The organism is Duganella vulcania (genome assembly GCF_009857655.1).
GTDB classification, from domain to species: domain Bacteria; phylum Pseudomonadota; class Gammaproteobacteria; order Burkholderiales; family Burkholderiaceae_D; genus Rugamonas; species Rugamonas vulcania.
The window spans coordinates 35,303-55,540 of sequence record NZ_WWCX01000026.1 but is presented as its reverse complement, the minus strand read 5'-3'; the positions used below and the strand labels follow the sequence as shown (position 1 = coordinate 55,540).

Here is a 20,238-nt window from a genome sequence, read left to right as displayed (position 1 = left end):
AGCGCCCCGCCTTCCTCAACGCAGCATGTCGGCCTTCAGAAAATACTTGCGCGCATACTTCAGCAGCTGGCCATCGCTTGGATGATCGGAACTCTCCACCGCCACCACACACTTGGCCACGGCGGGATGATGGGTGATCAGATACTTCATCAGTTCCAGCTTTTCCTGCGCCGGGCCGACAATCAGCACCTCGGTGGCGGTGCTCAAGGCGCGCGCCACATCGTCGAAATACGCCTTGCTTTCGGCCGCACGGCCGGAACCGACCGCGCCCGATTTGTTGTGCAGATGCGGATGGGTCGACACAGTCTTGATGACCTCGTGATCGGCGGCTTCGGCATTGAAATGAATGACGTGCGCTTGCACGTGGTCTATCCACGCTACGACATGATTGAATGACATTTGCTGCTCCGGTAGAGTGAATGGGATGCTGAACGAAAAGTCGTTCAGCGACAAGATTCAGTCTATTGATCTGAAGCAGCAAAATCCTTGATGCAAATCAAAATCCTCAGATGTCGCCCCCGTAGAGCTGCCCGGCGCCGCGCACCGACGCCTGCAACGCGGCGGCCGCCTGTTCGCGCATCCCCGCCTCGTAGGTGGCAACGGCCTGGTCCAGCGTTACCGCGCCGCCCAAGGCGCCAGCCAGCTGCGCGGCCAGCAGGGCGGCATCCAGGAAGGCCGTATTGCAGCCCAGGCCGCTGGCCGGGCTCATCGTGTGCACCGCATCGCCCAGCGCCGTCACCCTGCCCTGGGGCCAGGCTAGCGGCGGCGGCGACTGCCGCACCGGCAGCATGGTCAGCATTCCCGGCGGCGTGGCGGCAAACACGGCGCGCAAGCCCGGCGCCCAGCCTGCGCTGAGATCGGCGATGCAGCGCCGCGCATCGGCCTCGCGCGGCATCGTCCCGGCGGCCACACCCAGCCGCTGGCGCCGGCCGATCAAGGCCCAGTAAAGGTAGTCCTCCACCGGGCTGAGGCCGCCGTTCCCGGCCGGAGGGAATCGCATGGGGTCGATGACCATGGCCAGCTGCTTATCGAAGATCACCGAAGTGCCGCCGCGCAGCGCATCGGCGATCGACAGGCTGGCGCCATCTGCCTTCCCGTAGATGCAGGCCACGCCGGCATCGAGGCCACGCATGGCCGGAAAGCACTGTCCGGCGACGCGGGAATTGCTGCCATCCGCGCCAACCAGCAAATCGGCCCGGTAGGCCGAACCATCGGCGAAATCGAAGGACACGCCATCGCCCCCATGCCGGACCACACCGCACAGCTCCTTGCTGAAGTGGACGTGCTCGGCAATGCCGCACATCAGCACCTCGCGCAGCGTGTGGCGATTGGCCTTGAGATCCGCCGGTCCCGGCTCGTCGGAACGCCAGGCATCGTTCCAGCGTGCCACGCCGTTCAACCGCACGTCCAGCGCCTGAGGCGGATTGAGTTCCGCCCCGCAGCTCGCCTCGAACAAGGCGAACAGCTCCGGCGGCAGGCAGCGCCGCAAGGCCGACTGCCCGTCGCCGTTGATGCGGATGCGATAGCCTTGCGCGCGGCTGTCCAGCGCCGCATCGCGCTCGAACACGGCGAAGGCGATGCCATGCTTCTTCAATCCCTGCGCCAGGCACAGGCCGCCAAGGCCCGCGCCGATGATGGCGACTTGAAACGCATTCTCTTGCATGATGTCCCTCACTGATAACGAAGAGCCTCAGTATTGGACAATTCCCGCTTGCAGTGATAACGTTGTTTAGTCGAAAAATAATGAATTTAAGCCATGCCGAAAAATCACAGCGAACGGCTCGACGGCCCGGACCTGATCGTGCTGTGGGGCGATGCCGGCCACGAGCGCGAGTTCCAGCTCGGCACGCGGGAATACGACTGGCATCGCCACCGGCGCGGCCAGGTCTTTTGCGTGGAGAGTGGCCTGGTGCACGTGCGGACCGCCTCCGGCTCATGGCTGCTGCCGCCGCAACGGGCGGGCTGGTTGCCGCCGGGAGAGCTGCACCAGGTCAGCGTCAGCGGCGCGATGAGCGGCTGGACCGTGCTGCTCACGCCCGCCGCCAGCAAACACCTGCCGCCGCACCCGGCCGTCATCGGCGTGACCGAGATCATGCGCGCGCTGGTGCGGCAAGCCGCCAACTGGCCGGAACAAACGGCGCTGACGCCGCCGCAAAAGCGCATCCTGTCGGTGCTGCTGGACGAGTTGCAGCAACAGCCGCAAGCGGCCCTGCACCTGCCGATGCCGCAGGACCGGCGGCTGCTGCGCATCACGGCGGCATTGGCCGCCACGCCGGCGGACGGCCGCAGCCTGGCCGAATGGGCGGCATGGGCGGGCCTATCGCCGCGCAGCATGAGCCGGCTGTTCCGCGGCGAGACCGGCTGCAGCTTCGGCCAGTGGCGCCAGCAATTCCTGCTGTCGATCGCGCTGGAGCGCCTGGCGCAGGGCGAAGCGGTGAACGCCGTGTCCGACGCGCTGGGCTACGCCACGACCAGCAACTTCATCGCCATGTTCAAGCGCCACTTCGGCGCATCGCCCGCGCGCTACTTCCGCAATTGAATCGCTACCGCATGGCGACAAACGGCAACTCGACCCGCTTGAGCGTGGTGCGCTCACGGTACATCCTGTCGTCCGCGCTCAGCTGCAGCAGCTGCGGCCCGGGGATGGTATCCGCGTCGATACCGAAGCGCACCACGGTGTGGTCCACCTCATCGACGATCTCGACACTGGGCACAAGCGCGTTGGGAGCGCCGACTTCCAAGGCGAATTTTTTGCGCGCCCCGCCCGGTGGCAATCCCTGCTTCACTTCGGTATCGAACTGCAGCACAAAGCCCATGCCGCCGTCGTTTCTTCCGCAATCCCGGCTCACGCAGGCTGCCAGCAGATAGATAGCAAACCGGTTCAGCATGTAGGCCTTGCCCAGGGTCGCCTCCCGCACGTAGAGGATGACTTCGCCGGTCCCCTTGCGCAAGGCCTTCAGCACCTGCTCCTTGACTGCGGCGTTACTGGCGAGATTACGGGCAGCCTGGCGGCAAGCCAGGTCCGCCATGGCAAAGCCGGATGGCTTGAGCGACCACGAGCTGTGCTGGCGCAGCTGGCGATCCGCACTGAGCAACGCGGCCTTCTCGTTGTCCAGTGCCTGCCGTACCGCCGGCATGGCTTCCAGCTGGTCGATGAAGGACGCCGGGTGGTGGTGGATCGTCAATGCCCGCAGCGCGTCTTGAATGGCGCCGTCGCCGCCGCCCAGCACCACCACGCGCTGCATCGGCACCGTTGGTGCCTTGAGTCCGTCGTTCGACCAGAATCGCGGCGTCGCGGGGACCGGTCCATTCGGAATATCCAGCACTTCCTTGCCCATGCCCGCGGCAAGTATCACGTAGTCCGGTTCAAAGAACGGGGGGGGCGCCGCCTGCTTCACTTCGTGCCACAATTTGGCGCGCGCCCCAAACGTCGCGAGCGTAAATTGCTGTTTGGCGTCCATCTTTTTTCCACCGGCTTCCCGCTGCGCCGCACGCAGTTTCTCCGTGCTGGCAAACTTGACGACGAAGTCCCGTACCGTTTTCTTTCCGATGCCGACAACCAGATACGGTTTCGACTTGGCGACCGCCCACCAGGCGCGCAGCCCCTGGTCCAGCCGAATGGCCAGGTCGGCGGCGCTGATCGGCTCCGAAGCTTCCCACGCCAGCGGTGAAACGCCATGCGCGGCCCAGGGCGTCGAATAGTGCGACGGGTAGGACTGACGCGCGTGGAAGGGACTGGGCCACTCGTACATATACGGCCCCACGAAGCGGGAGGTCACTTCCCGGAACATATTGAATGGGCGCGGCGCCGTCTCCACCACGCATACGGTGGAAAATCCCGCCTCGCAAGCAGCCAGTGCGGCGTTCATGCCCGCCACGCCCATGCCAACGATCAGAAGAGACTTCGCCGCGGGATCGGCGCGCCGCAGGTCACTGACCAGATGTTGGGCGCGCACCATCTGATCGCGGATGCTGACGTTGACCTGGCCGCTGGACAGGTCGAAGACGTTGGACGCCACCTTGTGCGCGAGCAGGCTCAGGCTGTCGATCTCTTCAAACTTCTTCGATATGACGGGTTTCTTTTTCTTCATTGCGCCCCCGGCTCATCAAACAGGCCCTGCACGAAGTCTTCGAATTCTTCTTGCGGCAAGGCGAACAGCGTGGGATGGCTTAAGACCTCGCGCACGCCGCCCCCGCCGCCGCCGTCGTCACCACGCTCCGGTTCACGATCGTCGCCGCCGCGCCGGCCGCCTCCTCCGCCGCCGTTCGTGACCCACGGGGGCGGGCGTCTCAGCTCGCCAGCCGAACTGAGACGCCACTTCGCTAAAGGCGGCACGACGCCGTCGCCCACCGTCCGGACGGGCTGTAGCAGGCCCAGGTCGGCCATGTAGCGCAAATGCGTTTCTATCGCCTCGCCGATCTTATCGTCGGTTGTCGATTCCGCATTCAGGACATCGAATATCCGACTCTCGGCATTGGGCCAGCCATGGAAGCCTAGTAACCAGCGAACAAACCGGCCCGCAAGTCTGGACCGGAGCGGCGGAACTTCCTTGACGCCCATGAGCAGCAAGCCTAACAAACGCGGGTCGATATCCTTTGATGCCATGGTTTCCTTTCAGTGGGATTGCCGAGAATATCATGTTGCCCCATTGAAAAAGATCACCGATTGTCACGACGGCAATTTCGGCCTGGTCAACGACGAGCGCCTGCCGCTTGTTGCGCCGTGAGCCTTGCCGCCACGGTGACGCGGGCGCTGCGTTTGCGCCACCAGACCAGAACACCGGTCACGGACAACGTGGCCACGACCAGCCCCATCAGCGATATCAGCACGCGGCCCGGTATGCCGAGTATGCGGCCCGAATGCAGCGGGAACTGGGCCTGCACAAAGATGTCGGCCGCCGTGCCCTTCCACGGCTGGCGCTCGCCCAGCAGCGCGCCGCTGCGGCTGTCGTAGTAGAGCTGCCGGGGGCCCACGCCGCCGGCGCCATGCTCGTCCTGCGGCTGGAAGAAGGCCACCGAGTAAATCCCGTACTCGCGCGCAAACGACACACTGCCGGCCGGCTCGCGCCAGCCGCGCCGCACCGCCTCCGGCTGCGCCTTCGCCAGCACATCGGCATAGGCCAGCGCGGGCGCCAGCGTTTTTTCCGGCGCGATCGGCGTACGCCTATCGAAGGGAGACGGCGTCACGTCGGACACCAGCGACATCACCGGGAAGAACACCTCCCGGTACAGGTTCAAGGAGAACGCCGTGAAGGCGATGGTGATCAGCAGCAGCCAGGTCCACAAACTGAGCGCACGGTGCAAATCGAAATTGAGCTTGGTGCCACCGGCGCCAAAGCGGATCAGCCACGCCGGCCGCCAGCGCTGCCACCAGCTCCTGGACTGCGGGCCAACCGCCACCACCGCGCGCCGCCGCACAGGCAGCGTGAGGTAGAAGCCGACAAAGCTGTCCACCGTCCAGATCATCGCGATGCCGCCCATCAGCCACACGCCCCAACGGTCGATGCCCCACATCTGCGGAACATGCAGCGTGTAGTGCAGCTGGTACAGGAAGGACACCAAGGTCTCGCGCGTGATCGGCCACGCCGCGCCCCATTTGCGCACACCCAGCTCCGCGCCGGTGACGGGATCGACAAACACCTGGTTGTACGGCGCCGGATACAACGCGCCGGTGGCCGGGTTCACACGCGGCTCCACGTAGAAGGCCAGCGAGTGGCCCGGCTCCGCCGCCAGCGGCACCGACAGCACCTGCATTTGCGGATGGCGCGCCTCCACCGCGCGCGCCAATTGCAGCGCGGGCTGCGCGGGGCCGACGCCCGCGGCATCGGTCAGGTGCGGGTTAAGCAGTTCATCCAGCTCGTGGTCCCAGGAGATCACGGCGCCGGTGATGCCGCTGATGAAAAGGAAGCCGGCGATCGTCAGGCCGGCCCAGCGATGCAGCAATGTAGCGATTCGACGCATTAGTTCACAACCTGTAAAGGTTCAATCGATGGAGGGTCTCCCGCCTGCTGGCACTGTGTTACCACACGTAGCGGGCTGTGAGTTGGGCCTGGCGGCGGGCGGCGTAGTTGCAGGTGCCCTCCGTCGAGCAGTTACCAAGGTAGATCTTGTCGGTCAGGTTGCTGACGTTGAGCGCAAAGTCCCAGTGGCCGTGGCGGTAGCCAAACATCGCGTCGGCCAGCGTTACGCCGGGGTTTTCAAACGTGTTGGCGTCGTCGCCGAAGGTCTTGCCGATGCGGCGCACGCCGGCGCCGGCGCGCCAGCCTTCGCCGATGGTGCGTTCCGCCCACGCGGCCACGTTCACGCGCGGCACCAGCGACGGGCGCTTGCCTTCGTTGCCGTCGTTGTTGCGGGTGATCTTCGCATCGAGTCCCGTCAGGGAACCGTTGACCTTCCAGTTGCGGTCCAGCTTTGCTTCGGCCTCCAGTTCCAGGCCGCGCACGCGCACCTCGCCGCGCTGGATCTGGGCGCCGACGCCTGTGTGTTGCAGGTCGGCCGTCAGCACATTGCTCTTGCGCAGATCGAACAACGCGGCCGTCAACAACGCCGGCCTGTCGAGAGGCGCCCACTTAACGCCAAGCTCCACTTGCTTGCCCTTCTCCGGCTCGAAGTTTCGCCCGTCGAAGGTCTGCCCCATCACTGGACGGAACGACGTGGCGTAACTCAGGTACGGCGATACGCCATGGGGCGCCAGCCAGGTGACGCCCAGGCGGCCGGTGGTCGCGTTGTCCGTCTGGCTGTTTTGCGCGGCATTGAAAAAGTCGTCGTTGTCGCTGCGGCTGCGGTCCCGGCGCAGGCCCGCCGTCAGCAGATACTGGCCGTTGAATTTCAGCTGGTTCTGCGCGTAGACGCCGGCCTGGCTCAGGGTGCTGCGCTTGTCCTCGTACTTGTCGGCCTGGCCGACCGGCTGGCCGTAGACCGGCGCGATCACGTCCAGCGTGGGCGCCACACCCAGGTAGTTCTGGCCTTCCTGCACCGCGCGGCTGTAGTCGACGCCGGCCACGAAGGTGTTGTCGATGTCACCGAAACGGCTGTTCCACTCGACGTTCTGGTCGGCCGCGAACACGCGGGCTTTCTGCTGCGACGAGAAGTTGGCACGGTCGATGGTGCGCTCGTCGTCGTGCAGGCCGGTCATGTACAGGCTGTGATAGTCGACCTTCTCGGTGGCGTAGCGCAGGTTCTGGCGCACCTTCCACGCTGGCGAGAAGCGCTTCTCGAACACGTAGCCGATGCTGCGCTGTTCCGTCTTGAAGTGGTCGAGTCCCGGCTTGCCGACAAAGCGGTTGACCGGAATCTGGCCGAACGGTCCGGGCTTCCGCGTGCCGGTCGACGGCAGGTAGAAGTTCGGCGGCACGTTGTCGTTTTGCAGATAGGCCAGCAGCGTGAGCGAGGTGTCGGCGTCCGGGTGCCAGCTCAGCGACGGCGCGAAGTACTGGCGGTTGTCCTTCGTGTAGTCGACAGCGCCCTTGGCTTCCCGCGCCATCATGGTGGCGCGGTACAGCCACGCGCCCTGATCGTCCACCGGCCCGCCGATATCGGCGGCGACCTGCTTGCGGTCGAAACTGCCGTAGCTGACTTCCACCTCCCGCAAGCGGGATGCCGTCGGGCGCTTGCTGACGGCGTTGACCATGCCACCCACCTCGGCCTGGCCGTACAGCACGGAGCTGGGACCGCGCAGCACTTCAATGCTTTCGAGGCCATACGGTTCCATCGTAAAGCCGGTGAAGCCGCGCGTGGGCAGGTTCACGCCATCGCGGAAGATGCCGTTCGAGCCGACTTCGAAGCCGCGTATCATGTACTGGTCGAAGCGCGGGTCCACGCCGTAGCTCTCCGTCTGCATGCCTGCGGTGTAACGCAAGGCCTGCGGAATGCCGGGCGCCTTTTGCGCATCCAGCCGCTCGCGGCTCAGTACCGATATCGATTGCGGCACTTCGAGAATGGGCGTGTCGCCCTTGCTGCCTACGCTGCTGCGTTTTGCGATGCCATCAGCTTCACCTTGCACGACCACGGTCGACAGGGTTGTCTCGGCCGGCGCGGCGTCGCTCGCGGCCGCGCTCATGTGATAGCCGCCCATCAGCAGCATGGCGCCGGTGACGGCCCGAGCCAATGGTTTCAAGTCCTGCTTGGTCAACTGGTGTCGCATCGGGTATAGCCTTCTTCTCGATAAACAAATCGATGCAAATGATAATGACTATCATTTCGATTTGCAATTGTATTCTGGAATGGCACTGCTGAAAGAAGGGGAATACGGACGCGAACGGTCCAGAAACGGCTGTGCCGCATGGCGCCGGGCAAGCGGCGTCGATGCGGCACAGGGGAAAATCAGAACTTGGTGAAGCGGCTTTCGTCGACCTCGTGCACGGCGCTGCTCATCGGGCTAAACGCCTGGACGCCGCCATGGCGCCGGCTCTCGCGCGGCGCGACCGGTTGGCGCTTCGCCGCCGGAGTCGGCCGTCCGCTGGTTTCGAGCTTGAAGAAGGACATCGCCGATTGCAGCTGCTCGGCCTGGCCGCTCATCTCCTCGGCGGTGGCGGCCAGCTCTTCCGAACTGGACGCGTTCTGCTGCGTGGTCTGGCTCAGCTGGCCCACCGCGCTGTTGATCTGTCCCACGCCTGCCGACTGCTCTTCCGACGCGGCGGTGATCTCCTGCACCAGGTCCGAAGTCCTGCGGATATTCGGCACCATCTGGTCGAGCAGGCGGCCGGCCTTCTCCGCCAGGTCCACGCTGCTAGTGGCCACATGCTCGATTTCCTGCGCCGCCAATTGACTGCGCTCGGCCAGCTTGCGCACCTCGGCGGCGACCACCGCGAAGCCCTTGCCATGGTCACCGGCCCGCGCCGCCTCGATGGCCGCGTTCAGCGCCAGCAGGTTGGTCTGGTAGGCGATGTCGTCGATGATCTGGATCTTCTTGGCGATCTGCTGCATCGCCGCCACCGTGGCGCGCACGGCGTCGCCGCCTTCGACCGCTTCCTTGGCCGCCTGGCTGGCCATGCCGTCGGTGATCTTGGCGTTCTCGGTGTTGGCCGAGATCGACGCCGTCATCTGCTCGATCGACGCGCTGGTCTCCTCAGTGCCGGCGGCCTGTTCGCTGGCGGCCTGCGACAAGGTCTGCGCCGTCGCGCTGATTTCCTCGGAGGCGCTGGCCAGCGCTTCGGCGCTGCCGTTGACCTCCGTCACCACCTGCGCCAGCTTGTGGACGGTGTTGTTGCAGAACTCCTTTAGCTCGCCAAACGACCCGGCGTAGCTCTTCTCGATGCTCACGCGCAGGTCGCCCTCGGACATCGCGCCCATCACCCGCACCACGTCGTCGATGCTGGCGCCGGTGGTGGTGACGAGGTTGTTCAAGCCCTCGCCCATCTCCCTCTGATAGCCCTGCAGCCCGGCCACGTCGACGCGGTTGCTGAAGTCGCCCTGGTTGGCGGCTTCGACCACCCGGCGCTGGCCTTCGATCACCTGCTTCAGCTTGGCGGCCATGTGGTTGACATAGTCCTTCAGCTCGCCGAACGCGCCCTCGTAGGGCTTGTCGATGCTTTTCGACAGGTCGCCCTCGGACATCGCGCCCATCACCCGCACCACATCGTCGATGCTGGCGCCGGTGGTCTGCATCAGCATGTTCAGGCCGTCCGCCATGTCCTTCTGGAAGCCCTGCAGTTCCGTGGTGCTGATCCGCAGGGAGAAATTGCCGCGATTTGCGGACTCGACCATGCCGCGCTGGCTGTCGATCATCTCGCGCAGCTTCAGGATCATGTGCTTCATCGCCGCCAGCAACTGGCCGGTCTCGTCGGTGGACTTCACGTCGATGGTCAGGTTCAGGTCGCCGCGCGCCAGCGTTTCGGCCGCCGCCACCGCCTGGCCGATCGGCCGCGTGATGCTTAGCGTGATGTAGGTGCCCGCCGCGATGGTCAGCACCACGATCACCGCCAGCGTTTCGAGCACCTTGACCTGGGCGGCTGCGCTGACCTCGCTCATCACCTGGTCCGAATGCTTGAGGGTGGCCTCGGTCTTCTCGCGCAGGCTGGCGAGGGCGGCGTTGATCGGCTTGTCGGCGCCGGCCACTGCCTTGTCGAGCTCGTTCGGATTGTCGGTCTTGGCGCGCAGGGCGACCAGGGTCGCCATGTCCTTGCGGTAGGCGGCCGCGCCCTCGCTCAGCTGGCCCAGCAGTTTCTCCTCGTCCGGCGTGACGAAGCCGGTGGCCTTGTAGTCGCGCAGGGTCTGGTCGACATCGACCATGTCGGCTTCGAATTTCTTGTCGTAGTCGCCGCCGCGCAGGATGTAGTTCTTGAAGTGGTGGATGCCGGCGCCCAGTGCGTTCGAGCCCTTGTTGATCGCGCTGCGCTTGGCCAGCGCGTCCTGCTTGATGGTCTGCCACTGCTCGTTCATGGCCGAGGTTTCGTGGACGGCGATCCAGCCCAGTGCGATGGAAAGCAGGGTCAGAAGAAAGAACGCCAGCCCCAAGCGAATACCAACTTTCAAATTGGATAACATTTCTGCCTCCGATCGATGGTGATCAACTCTATTATTTGCTGCGCATCAATAGTTCCGAAGCTGATACTACCTCCAATCGACTTGCGGTTGATATCTTTCCTGGCAGATTTAGTGAAAGTGTGGCGTCAAGCACTCTCCGGCATTTTGGCGATGAGCTTGTCGAGCGTGAGCGGATAGTCGCGCACGCGCACGCCGGTGGCGTTGTAGACCGCGTTGGCGATGGCCGCGGCCACGCCGCAGATGCCCAGTTCGCCAACACCCTTGGCCTTCATCGGCGACGACACCGGATCGGTCTCGTCGAGGAAGATCACCTGCTGGTGCGGGATGTCGGCATGCGACGGCACCTCGTAGCCAGCCAGGTCGTGATTGACGAAGAAGCCGCCGCGCTGGTCGACCACCAGTTGCTCCATCAACGCGGCGCCCGCGCCCATGGTCATGGCGCCGATCACCTGGCTGCGCGCCGATTTCGGATTGAGGATGCGGCCGGCCGCGCACACCGCCAGCATGCGCCGGATGCGCGTCTCGCCGGTGGCGGCGTCGACCGCGACCTCGACGAAGTGGGCGCCGAAGGTCGATTGCTGGAACTTCTTGTCCAAGTCGCCGTACTCCATGAAATCCTCGGCCACCAGCTCGCCGTCGGCGGCGGCCTGGGCCAGCGGCGCCGAACGCCCGCCCGCGCTGACCACGCCGTCGGCGAACACCGCCTCGTCAGCGGACACGCCCAGCTTTTGCGCCACCGCCGCGCGCAGGGCCACGCAGGCCGCGTACACGCCGGCAGTCGAACTGTTGGCGCCCCACTGCCCGCCCGATCCGGATGAAACCGGAAAGTCCGAATCGCCCAGCTTGACCACCACCCGCGCCAGCGGCACGCCCATCATTTCCGCCGCGGTCTGGGCGATGATGGTGTAGCTGCCGGTGCCGATATCGGTCATGTCGGTTTCCACCGTGACCACGCCGGCGCGGTCCAGCCGCACGCGGGCCGCCGACTTGGTCACCAGGTTGTTGCGGAACGCGGCGGCCACACCCATGCCGATCAGCCAGGGCCCATCGCGCATCTGGCCGGGCCGCGCGCTGCGCTTGTTCCAGCCGAACTGGTCGGCGCCGGTGCGCAGGCATTCCACCAGCCGCCGTTGCGAAAACTTGCGCTCCTTTTTGGCGGGATCGGAAGTGGTGTCGTTGATGATGCGGAAGGTGACCGGGTCCATCTTGAGCTTCTCGGCCATTTCGTCCATCGCGATCTCCAGCGCCATCAGGCCAGGCGCCTCGCCCGGCGCGCGCATCGCGTTGCCCTCGGGCAGATCGAGCACGGCCAACCGCATCCGGGTCATGCGGTGGGCGCCCGCGTACAGCAGCTTGGTCTGCTGCACCGCCGTTTCCGGTTTGCCGTCCGGCAGGTCGCCGGACCAGCTCTCGTGGCCGATGGCGGTGATCCGCCCCTCGCGGCCGGCGCCGATGCGGATGCGCTGTATCGTGGCCGGGCGGTGCGTGGTGTTGTTGAACATCAGCGGCCGTTGCAGCGCCACTTTGACCGGCCGCCGCGCCGCCCTGGCGCCCAGCGCCGCCAGCAGCGCCTCCGCGCGCACGAACAGCTTGCCGCCGAAACCGCCGCCGGTGTACGGCGAAATCAGGCGCACCTTGTCCTTGGGGATGCCCAGCGTCCTGGCCAGGTCGCCCTTGCCCCAGTCGATCATCTGGTTGGCGGTCCAGACGGTGAGCTGGCCGCTGGCCTCGTCCCACGCGGCTATCGACGCGTGCGGTTCCATCATCGCGTGGGCCTGGTCCGGAGTCGTGTAGCTGGCGTCCAGCCGCACCGGGGCGGCCGCGAAGGCGCGCTCGAAGTCGCCGGTGCGGGTGTCGCCGTTGTCCTTGCCGGAGGGCGCCGTCGCCTGGTCCTTGGCGGCGGCCAGGTTGTAGGCGCCCTTCTCCGCCGTATAGCTCACCTGCACCAGTTGCGCGGCGGCGCGCGCCTGCTCGAACGTCTCCGCCACCACCAGCGCCACGGCCTGGTGGTAGTGCTGGATGTCCGGTCCGCCCAGCAGCTTGGCGGTGTTCATTTTTCCCTTGCCCAGCTTGCCCGCGTTCTCGGCCGTGACGATGGCGATCACGCCCGGCGCGCGCCTGGCCTCGTCCAGCGACATCGCGGCGATGCGTCCCTTGGCGATGGCGGCGCCGACCACATAGCCATACGCCGCGTTGGGCGCGGCCGCGTGCTGCTCGTAGGCGTAGGGCGCGCTGCCGGTGGTCTTGAGTGGGCCGTCGATGCGGTCGATCGGCTGGCCGACGACCTTGAGCCGGTCGATGGGATTGGTGGTGGCGGGCTTGGTGAATTTCATCGCATCAGGCTTTCTTCGCTTGCGTCAGCACCGCATGCAGCGTGCGCTGCACCAGCGTGAGCTTGAACGCATTGTCGGGCGTGGTCTGGGCGCCGGCCAGCAGTTGCTCGGCCACCGCCCTGGCGCCGCGCGGCATGCTGGCATCGGCCGCCGGCATGCGCCATGGCTTGTAGGCGACACCGCCCAGCGCAACCCTGCCGGTGCCATCGGGCTGTACCACCGCCGCCACGGACACCAGCGCGAACGCGTACGAGGCGCGGTCTCGGATCTTGCGGTAGATGTGCGTGCCGCCCAGCGGCGCGGGCAGCGTCACCGCTGTCACCAGTTCGCCTGGCATCAACGCGTGTTCGATATGCGGCGTGTTGCCGGGCGGCCGGTGGAAATCGGCGATCGGAATACTGCGCGCGGAACCGTCCGGCCTTACCGTCTCGACGCTGGCGTCAAGCAGCTGCATGGCCACCGCCATATCGCTCGGATGGGTGGCGATGCAGGCCGTGCTGGCGCCCAGCACCGCATGGTTGCGGCTGTGGCCCCCGATGGCCGAACAGCCGCTGCCCGGCGCCCGCTTGTTGCAAGGCTGGTTGGTGTCGTAGAAGTACGGGCAGCGGGTGCGCTGCAACAGGTTGCCAGCGGTGGTGGCCCGGTTGCGCAGCTGGGCCGATGCCCCGGCCAGCAAGGCGCGCGACAGCACCGTATAGTCGCGCCGCACGCGCGGGTCGGCGGCCAGGTCGGTGTTGCGCACCAGCGCGCCGATGCGCAGGCCGCCCTGTCCGGTGGCCTCGATCTTGTCCAGGCCGAGGCCGTTCACGTCGATCAGGTGGGCCGGGGTTTCGATCTCCAGCTTCATCAGGTCGAGCAGGTTGGTGCCGCCGGCGATGAACTTGGCGCCCGGCGTGCTGGCCGCAGCGGCGGCCGCCGCCGTCGGCGACTGCGCACGTTGATAGCTGAACACCTTCATGCCGTCCTCCCCGCGACCTCGGTGATGGCGTCGATGATGTTGGAATAGGCGCCGCAGCGGCACAGGTTGCCGCTCATCCGTTCGCGCAGCTCGTCGGGGTTCAGCAGCGGCCTGGCGTTCAGGTCCGCGCTGACGTGGCTGGGGATGCCTTGTTTGATTTCATCGAGCACCGCCACCGCCGAACAGATCTGTCCCGGGGTGCAGTAGCCGCACTGGTAGCCGTCGTGCTTGATGAAGGCGGCCTGCATCGGGTGCAGCTTGTCCTTGCTCCCCAGGCCTTCGATGGTGGTCACCTGGGCGCCGTCGTGCATCACCGCCAGCGTCAGGCAGGAGTTGAGGCGGCGGCCGTCGACGATGACGGTGCAGGCGCCGCATTGGCCGTGGTCGCAGCCTTTCTTGGTGCCGGTCAGGTGCAGATGCTCGCGCAGCGCGTCCAGCAGTGTGGTGCGGGTGTCGAGGTCGAGATGCTCGGCCTTGCCGTTCACCTTCAGCGATACGCCGGCATGGACCGGCGCCGGACTGGCGGGACTTGCGGGACTGGCGGCCTGCGCCGGCTGGGCATCGGCCATCGAGGGCACAGCGGCGGCTGTGGCGGACAGGGCGCCCGCGATCAACAGATCGCGCCGCGCGTGGTTGATGTCGCTGAAGTCGTTCATGGGCTTGCGTCTCCGGGGGGCGTATCGGCGACCTCGATGGTAGACCGCCCCCTGCGGACGAACTGTACGTTCGTTCACACAGCGGCTACAAAGCCCGTACCTCTTCCTCGGTGAAGCCGGCCTTCAGGCGGGCGTCGATGTTGAACGGGCCGCGCGGCGTGGGGGCCTTGTAGCGCACGGCCAGCTCGGCGTAGGTGGCGCGCGGCTCCAGGCCGCGTTGCTGGCACAGGTAGTTGTACCAACGGTTGCCGATCTCGACGTGGCCGATCTCGTCGCGCAGGATGATGTCGAGGATGGCCGCCGCATCGCGGTCGCCCGCCTGGGCCAGCTTGGCGCGCAGCGGCGGGATCGCGTCCAGGCCGCGCGCTTCCAGCGTGCGCGGCACCAGCGCCATGCGGGCCAGCACATCCTCGGTGGTCTTGCCGACCATTTCCCACAGGCTGTCGTGGGCCGGGAAGTCGCCGTAGCGGTAGCCCAGCGTCTCCAGGTGGGCGGCCAGCATCGCGAAGTGCGTGGCTTCCTCGGCGGCCACGCGCAGCCAGTCGATGTAGTACTCCAGCGGCAAATCGGGGAAGCGCCACAGCGCGTCCAGCGCCAGGTTGACCGCGTTGAATTCGATATGCGCCAGCGCGTGGATCAGCATGGCCCTGCCCTCCACCGTGGCCATCGAGCGCCGCCCCACCAACAGCGGCGGCACCAGGTCCGGCTTGTCCGGGCGGCCCGGAATGGCGCCGGCCGGCACGATGACGCTGGCCGGGTCCAGCCCGCAACCGCCCGCGCGCGATGCCGCCGCCATGGCGGCCACCGCCGTCACTTTCGCGCCGGGATCGTTCTCCAGCAGGCAATGCAGCGCGTAGGCGCGCAACTCGGTTGGGCTCGACATGATGTTCCTTGAAGCTTTGAAAAGGACGCAGTGTAGCAAATGCGGCGGCTAGCTGACCGCCGGCTCCAGCAAAGTCAAGGTTTGCTGTTCGGTGTCCAGGCGGGCGCGCAGGCCGACCGGCAGCGTGAACTGGTGGCGGATGTGGCCGAAGGAATAGCCGGCCACGGCGGGCCGTGTCAGCGGCAGCAGGTGCTGGTCGACCGTGTCGTCCAGCGACAGCGCGCTCTCGCCGTCGGCGCCTTCGCAGTTTTCAAAGACGCCCAGCATGACGGCGGCGGCGTTGCGGTAGCCCTGGCTGAGCTGCAGTTGCGTCATCATGCGGTCGATGCGGTAGGGTTCCTCGTTGACTTCCTCCAGGTAGAGGATGGCGTCCTTGAAGTCGGCCGCGTACGGCGTACCCGCCAGCGCGGCGACCAGCGACAGGTTGCCGCCGATGAGCCGCCCGGTGGCGACGCCGCCATGCACGGTGCGCGGCGGCGGGTTGTCGGCGGACATGGCGATGGTGTAGCTGCCCTGCGGCGACATCAGCACGCTGCGCATCTGCGTCACCGAGTAGTCCGAAAAAGTGGACGAGCCCACCGGGCCGTGAAACGTGACCAGTCCGCATTGCTTGAGCAGGGCCAGGTGCAGGCAGGTGATGTCCGAGTAGCCGATCAGCACCTTCGGATGCGCGCGGATCAGCCGGTAGTCGACATGCTCCAGCAGCGAGATGCAGCCTGAACCGCCGCGCACCGCCCACACCGCCTTGATTTCCGGATCGCGGAACATCGCGTGCAGGTCGGCCAGCCGCTGCTCGACCGTGCCGGCATAATTGCCGTAGACGTAGTTGACGTTGTCGCCCAGGCGCACCCGCAGGCCGAGCGACTCGATATTGGCGACGGCCTCGGCCAGCGAGGCGTCGTTGGTGTGGCCGGCCGGCGCGATCAGGCCGACCAGGTCGCCCGGCTGCAAGCGCGGTGGTTTGATCAGTCGCATCGATCTTTTCCTCACGGGAGCGGCGGACGCCGGCAAGGCGCCCGCCCCGAGCGCGGCGGCGGCCAGCAGATGGCCGAAGCGCCGCCGCCCGTTCGCCGTGGACATTACAGGAACTTGTACTTGAGCAGGACGTTGAGCGAGCGCCCGCGCGGATCGGCCACCCGTGGATCCCAACCGGCGCCCACCACCTCGTCCACGTTATGGGCGGTGAATGGCGGATTGGTGTCCAGCAGGTTCTGGATGCCGAGCGTGATCGTCAGGTTCTTGAAGCCGGTGTACGAGGCCGACAAGTCGTACTTGGTGTAGGCCTTCACGTCCGGATTGAAGCCCGGCGGCGGCGCCGCCTTGCCGCCATCGGGCAGCTGGTCCTTGTAGCCGGAGCTGTAGTTCTGGACCAGCATGCCGCTCCAGTCCCCGCGCGACAGCGTGATGCTGGCGTTGTGCTTCCAGCGCAGGTACAGGTCGCGCGTGTAGAAGTTGCCGACGTATTCCTTGTACGGCTGGCCTTCGATCTCGGCGAACTTGAAGCTCTGCGTGTAGGTGCCGTCCAGGTTGAAGATCCACTTGTAGGCATTGACCTTGCCTTCGCCATGCAAGCTCAGGTCGGCGCCACGCGTCTTGATGCCGGCCGCGTTGATCCAGCCCGCGTTTACATAGGCGATGGTGTTGTCCGGGTTGCGCACGATGTTCTGGGACAGCAGCGCCGCGTTGGCCAGCACCACCTGCGGCGTGCGGTTCAGGATGCGGTTCTGCGAGTTGACCGCCCAGTAGTCGAGCGAGGCCGAATAGCCGCGCACCGGCTCGATCACCATGCCCAGGCTGCCCTGCTTCGACGTTTCCGGCTTCAGCGCGGGGTCGCCGCCGCTGAAGTACGGCAGGCGCGCAATGGCGCAGAAGGCCGGATCGCCGGGATGGGTCGGGCAGAATATCGGGTCGATGGTGCCGTTCGGAAGTTCCTGCGACAAGCGGCCCGAGTACAGCTGCGTGAAGCTCGGCGCCAGGAAGCCCTTGTTGGCCGAGCCGCGGAACACCAGCATGCTGGTCGGCTGGTAGCGGAACGAGATCTTCGGATTGGTGGTCGAGCCGAACAAGCTGTAGTGGTCGCGGCGTACGGCCAGTTGCGTTTCCAGTTCCTTGGTGATCGGCACGATCAGCTCGGTGTAGACCGCCTTGATGTCGCGGCTCGCATCGTTCAGTGCGGCGTTGCCCGGCGCCAGCAGGATTTGCGTGGCGTCGACATCCTGCCCGAAGTTGTAGCCCTCGCGGCGCAGGTCGAAGCCGACCGCCATCGATACCGCGCCGGCCGGCAATTGCCAGACCTCGCCGGACAGGTTGCCGTCCAGCTGCGTCAACGTGGTTTTGCCGTGCTGGAAAGCGCCTCGGAACTTGGTCGACTCGACCAGTTGCATCGCTTCCGGCGTCTGCGTCTGGCCGGCGGTCAGCCACGGATTGATCTTGCCGCTACCCAGCGCCGCATAGATCTGGCTGGTGTAGCCGTAGCCGTCCAGCAGCGCGGTCTTGGTGCTGCTTTCGCCATGCGAGAAGCCCGCGCGGTAATCCCACTTGCCGAACAGGACGCCTTCCGCGCCGACCAGCAGGCGCAGGTTGTCGGTGACGTTTTCCTGCTTGCGGTCGCCCCATGCATTGGCGCGCCACTTGTAGATGATGGGCTTGGTCTTGTCGAAGGTCGGAATGTAGGCCGACAAGTCCTGGTAATAGGCGCCGCCGACCGGGTAGGCGTTGCCGGCGGCCAGCGAAGTCTGGATCTGCACCGGCGTGAACTCCGCCAGGGCCTTGTTGTGGCCGTACAGCGCCTCGACGAACAGCTTGTGGTCGGGACTGATCTGCAGCGTGCCGCGCGCGACCGCGTTCAGGCGCTCGACCGGAACGCTGATGATGTAGTCGGCGCCGTAGTCGTAGGCGCAGGAATAGGTGCTGCGCGTGGCGGCCGTGACATCCTTCCACAGCGCGGTCTGGTACTGCGACATGCCGGGTATGCTGTCGCACTTGCCCTGGAAGCTCAGCGGATTGGCCTGCAGGTAGGTGGTGTTGTCGCCCGGGCGCTTGAAGCCGGTGCCCAGCGCGGTGCCGGCGCCGCTCAGCTGGTTGGCGAACGGCGTGCCGGTGGTGTCCGGCGACAGGCCGCGCTCGGGCTGGAAGCCGTTGGCGAACGAGCGGTCGCGCGAACTGAGCTTTTCATTGTTGTCATAGGTGACGCTGCCCATGACGTTGAAGCCTTCCTTCTGCACCGAGCCGATGCCGCCCAGCAGCGACAGCCGGCGGGTGGCGCCGCCGCCGTGCTGGGTGAAGTTGTCGTTGAGCGAGACTTCGGCGCCGTGGTAGTCGGTGCGCAGGATGAAGTTGATGACGCCGCCGATGGCGTCGGTGCCGTAGATCGCCGAGGCGCCGTCCTTCAGGATCTCCACGCGCTGGATCGCGCCCAGCGGGATGGCGTTCAGGTCCACCGCCTTGGCGCTGGCGCCAAAGGTGGCGATGCGGCGCCCATTGAGCAGCACCAGCGTGCTGTTGGGCCCGAGCCCGCGCAGCGACGCGTACGAGGCGCCGCCGCTGACGCGGTCGGCATCCGCGCCAAACACATTGTTCCCCGAGGTCATGTTGTCGGCCCCGGTGCCGTTGGCCGACAAGCTGCGGATCAGCTGCTCGGTGCTGGTGATGCCGGATTTTTCGATGGTGTCGTAATTGATCACCTGCACCGGCAAGGCGCCCTCCTTCGCCAGGCGCTTGATGCTGCTGCCGGTGATTTCCACGCGCTGCATGACTTCCTGCGCAAACACCGGACCTGCGGCCGGGACGAATACACCCATCAGCGCAATCGCATGCGCCAGTTTTTTAACCTTCACGGTCTCTCCCTGTGGTGAATCTGAATGCTTATTTTTCCAGATTAGCGCCTTGCAACATTGACCAGCCAATGAAAATAGCTTTTGTCCGTATAACTTTTACTCATGTAGCGGCGCCCTCCCCCGCAGCATGCCAGTGGGAGTGACTTTCAGGAAAGACATTTGTATCTTTTAAACCACATTTCCCGAAGATAACAGCACTCGGGCGGCCTCGGCGATACTGCGGGCCAGCTGGCTGGCGCCGTGCGAGAGCGGCGCGTGGGCCGGAGTGAGCAGGTACAAGTGGATCGGGATTTCCGGCGCCCACGGCCGGCTTTGAAGCTGCCCGCGTCCGGACGCGGCGGTGAACGGATCGACCACCGCCATGCCGCCGCCGGTCTCCACCAGCGAGCGGGCGATCTGGTAGGTTTGCACCACGGTGTGGAAGTGCGGCTGCATGCCTTGGGCCTCGCAGGCCGCCAGCACCAGGTCGCCGAGCGGATCGTTGTCGGCGTAGCCTATCAGCTCGCCTTCCAGCTCGGGCGCGGAGAACGGCTGCGCCTGCTGCGCGCCGGACCACCGGCCGGGCGGCGCGATCACCGTCATCACGCCCTGCGCGATCGGCTCGGCGACGATGCCGGGATGGCGCGGGTCCTGCAGCGACAGGCCGAGGTCGGCCTCGCCCAGCCGCAGGGTGTTGACGATCTCGCTGGTGTGGTGGGTCGCCAGTTCGCAGCGGGTGTCGGCGAAGGCGCGGCGCCAGTTGCTCATCGCCTGCGGCAACACGCTGGCGGCCAGGGTCGGCGTCGCCACCAGGCGCACGGTCTCCACCGCGCGGCCCTTGAGGCTGGCGGCCAGGCGGCGGATGCCCTGCAGGTCGCGGTTCAGTTTTTCGGTCTCGGCAAACAGGCGGTGCGCCTCCGGCTTGGGGTAGAGCTTGCCGCGCACGCGTTCGAACAGGGGCATGCCCAGTTGCAGTTCGCAGTGTTGCAGGACCTTGGTCACGGCCGGCTGCGAGATGTGCAGCACTTGCGCCGCGCCGCTGATGGTACCGACCTGCATGATGGCGTGAAAAACTTCTATGTGACGCAGCCGCATCTTCCTCTTTCGC

General features: G+C 66.1%; 15 protein-coding genes. 1 reads left to right on the top strand and 14 read right to left on the bottom strand.

What is annotated here, in order from left to right:
• Positions 1-15 precede the first annotated feature (15 nt).
• A complete protein-coding gene (locus tag GTP90_RS16330) occupies positions 16-399 on the bottom strand; it encodes a translational machinery protein (RefSeq protein ID WP_161084547.1) in 384 nt (127 codons plus the stop codon).
• Between the two features lie 106 nt (positions 400-505).
• A complete protein-coding gene (locus GTP90_RS16325; protein ID WP_161084562.1) occupies positions 506-1,663 on the bottom strand; it encodes an FAD-dependent oxidoreductase in 1,158 nt (385 codons plus the stop codon).
• Positions 1,664-1,756: 93 nt separating this feature from the next.
• On the opposite strand from GTP90_RS16325, the gene GTP90_RS16320 reads away from it, so the two are divergent.
• Positions 1,757-2,539, top strand: a complete 783-nt coding sequence (locus GTP90_RS16320) for an AraC family transcriptional regulator (protein WP_161084546.1) — start codon at positions 1,757-1,759, stop codon at positions 2,537-2,539.
• A gap of 4 nt (positions 2,540-2,543) precedes the next feature.
• On the opposite strand, the gene GTP90_RS16315 is transcribed toward GTP90_RS16320, so the two are convergent.
• The 12 genes from GTP90_RS16315 to GTP90_RS16260 form a co-directional block, all read right to left on the bottom strand.
• Complete coding sequence (locus tag GTP90_RS16315) at positions 2,544-4,091, bottom strand: hypothetical protein (RefSeq protein ID WP_161084545.1); 1,548 nt, start codon at positions 4,089-4,091, stop codon at positions 2,544-2,546.
• Positions 4,088-4,606: a hypothetical protein gene (locus GTP90_RS16310; protein ID WP_161084544.1), complete on the bottom strand. Its 519-nt coding sequence runs from the start codon at positions 4,604-4,606 to the stop codon at positions 4,088-4,090. The genes GTP90_RS16315 and GTP90_RS16310 overlap by 4 nt, the downstream gene beginning before the upstream one ends.
• A gap of 86 nt (positions 4,607-4,692) precedes the next feature.
• Positions 4,693-5,961 (bottom strand): PepSY-associated TM helix domain-containing protein, encoded by a 1,269-nt coding sequence (locus GTP90_RS16305; protein WP_161084543.1) that lies wholly within the window; start codon positions 5,959-5,961, stop codon positions 4,693-4,695.
• A gap of 58 nt (positions 5,962-6,019) precedes the next feature.
• A complete protein-coding gene (locus GTP90_RS16300) occupies positions 6,020-8,143 on the bottom strand; it encodes a TonB-dependent siderophore receptor (RefSeq protein WP_161084542.1) in 2,124 nt (707 codons plus the stop codon).
• 179 nt (positions 8,144-8,322) lie between these two features.
• Positions 8,323-10,485, bottom strand: a complete 2,163-nt coding sequence (locus tag GTP90_RS16295; RefSeq protein ID WP_161084541.1) for a HAMP domain-containing methyl-accepting chemotaxis protein — start codon at positions 10,483-10,485, stop codon at positions 8,323-8,325.
• A gap of 125 nt (positions 10,486-10,610) precedes the next feature.
• Positions 10,611-12,818, bottom strand: coding sequence for an aldehyde oxidoreductase molybdenum-binding subunit PaoC (gene paoC / locus GTP90_RS16290; protein ID WP_161084540.1), 2,208 nt, complete (start codon positions 12,816-12,818; stop codon positions 10,611-10,613).
• A 4-nt stretch (positions 12,819-12,822) separates the two neighbouring features.
• Positions 12,823-13,776, bottom strand: a complete 954-nt coding sequence (locus GTP90_RS16285; protein ID WP_161084539.1) for an FAD binding domain-containing protein — start codon at positions 13,774-13,776, stop codon at positions 12,823-12,825.
• Positions 13,773-14,432 (bottom strand): aldehyde dehydrogenase iron-sulfur subunit PaoA, encoded by a 660-nt coding sequence (gene paoA / locus GTP90_RS16280; protein ID WP_161084538.1) that lies wholly within the window; start codon positions 14,430-14,432, stop codon positions 13,773-13,775. The genes GTP90_RS16285 and paoA overlap by 4 nt, the downstream gene beginning before the upstream one ends.
• Before the next feature lie 85 nt (positions 14,433-14,517).
• Complete coding sequence (locus tag GTP90_RS16275; RefSeq protein WP_161084537.1) at positions 14,518-15,315, bottom strand: ferritin-like domain-containing protein; 798 nt, start codon at positions 15,313-15,315, stop codon at positions 14,518-14,520.
• 48 nt (positions 15,316-15,363) lie between these two features.
• Positions 15,364-16,290, bottom strand: coding sequence for a S66 peptidase family protein (locus GTP90_RS16270; RefSeq protein ID WP_254451890.1), 927 nt, complete (start codon positions 16,288-16,290; stop codon positions 15,364-15,366).
• Positions 16,291-16,394: 104 nt separating this feature from the next.
• Entirely contained in the window at positions 16,395-19,151 is a 2,757-nt protein-coding gene (locus tag GTP90_RS16265; RefSeq protein WP_371875066.1) for a TonB-dependent receptor, read from the bottom strand.
• A gap of 168 nt (positions 19,152-19,319) precedes the next feature.
• Positions 19,320-20,225 (bottom strand): LysR family transcriptional regulator, encoded by a 906-nt coding sequence (locus GTP90_RS16260; RefSeq protein ID WP_161084535.1) that lies wholly within the window; start codon positions 20,223-20,225, stop codon positions 19,320-19,322.
• Between the last annotated feature and the right edge of the window lie 13 nt (positions 20,226-20,238).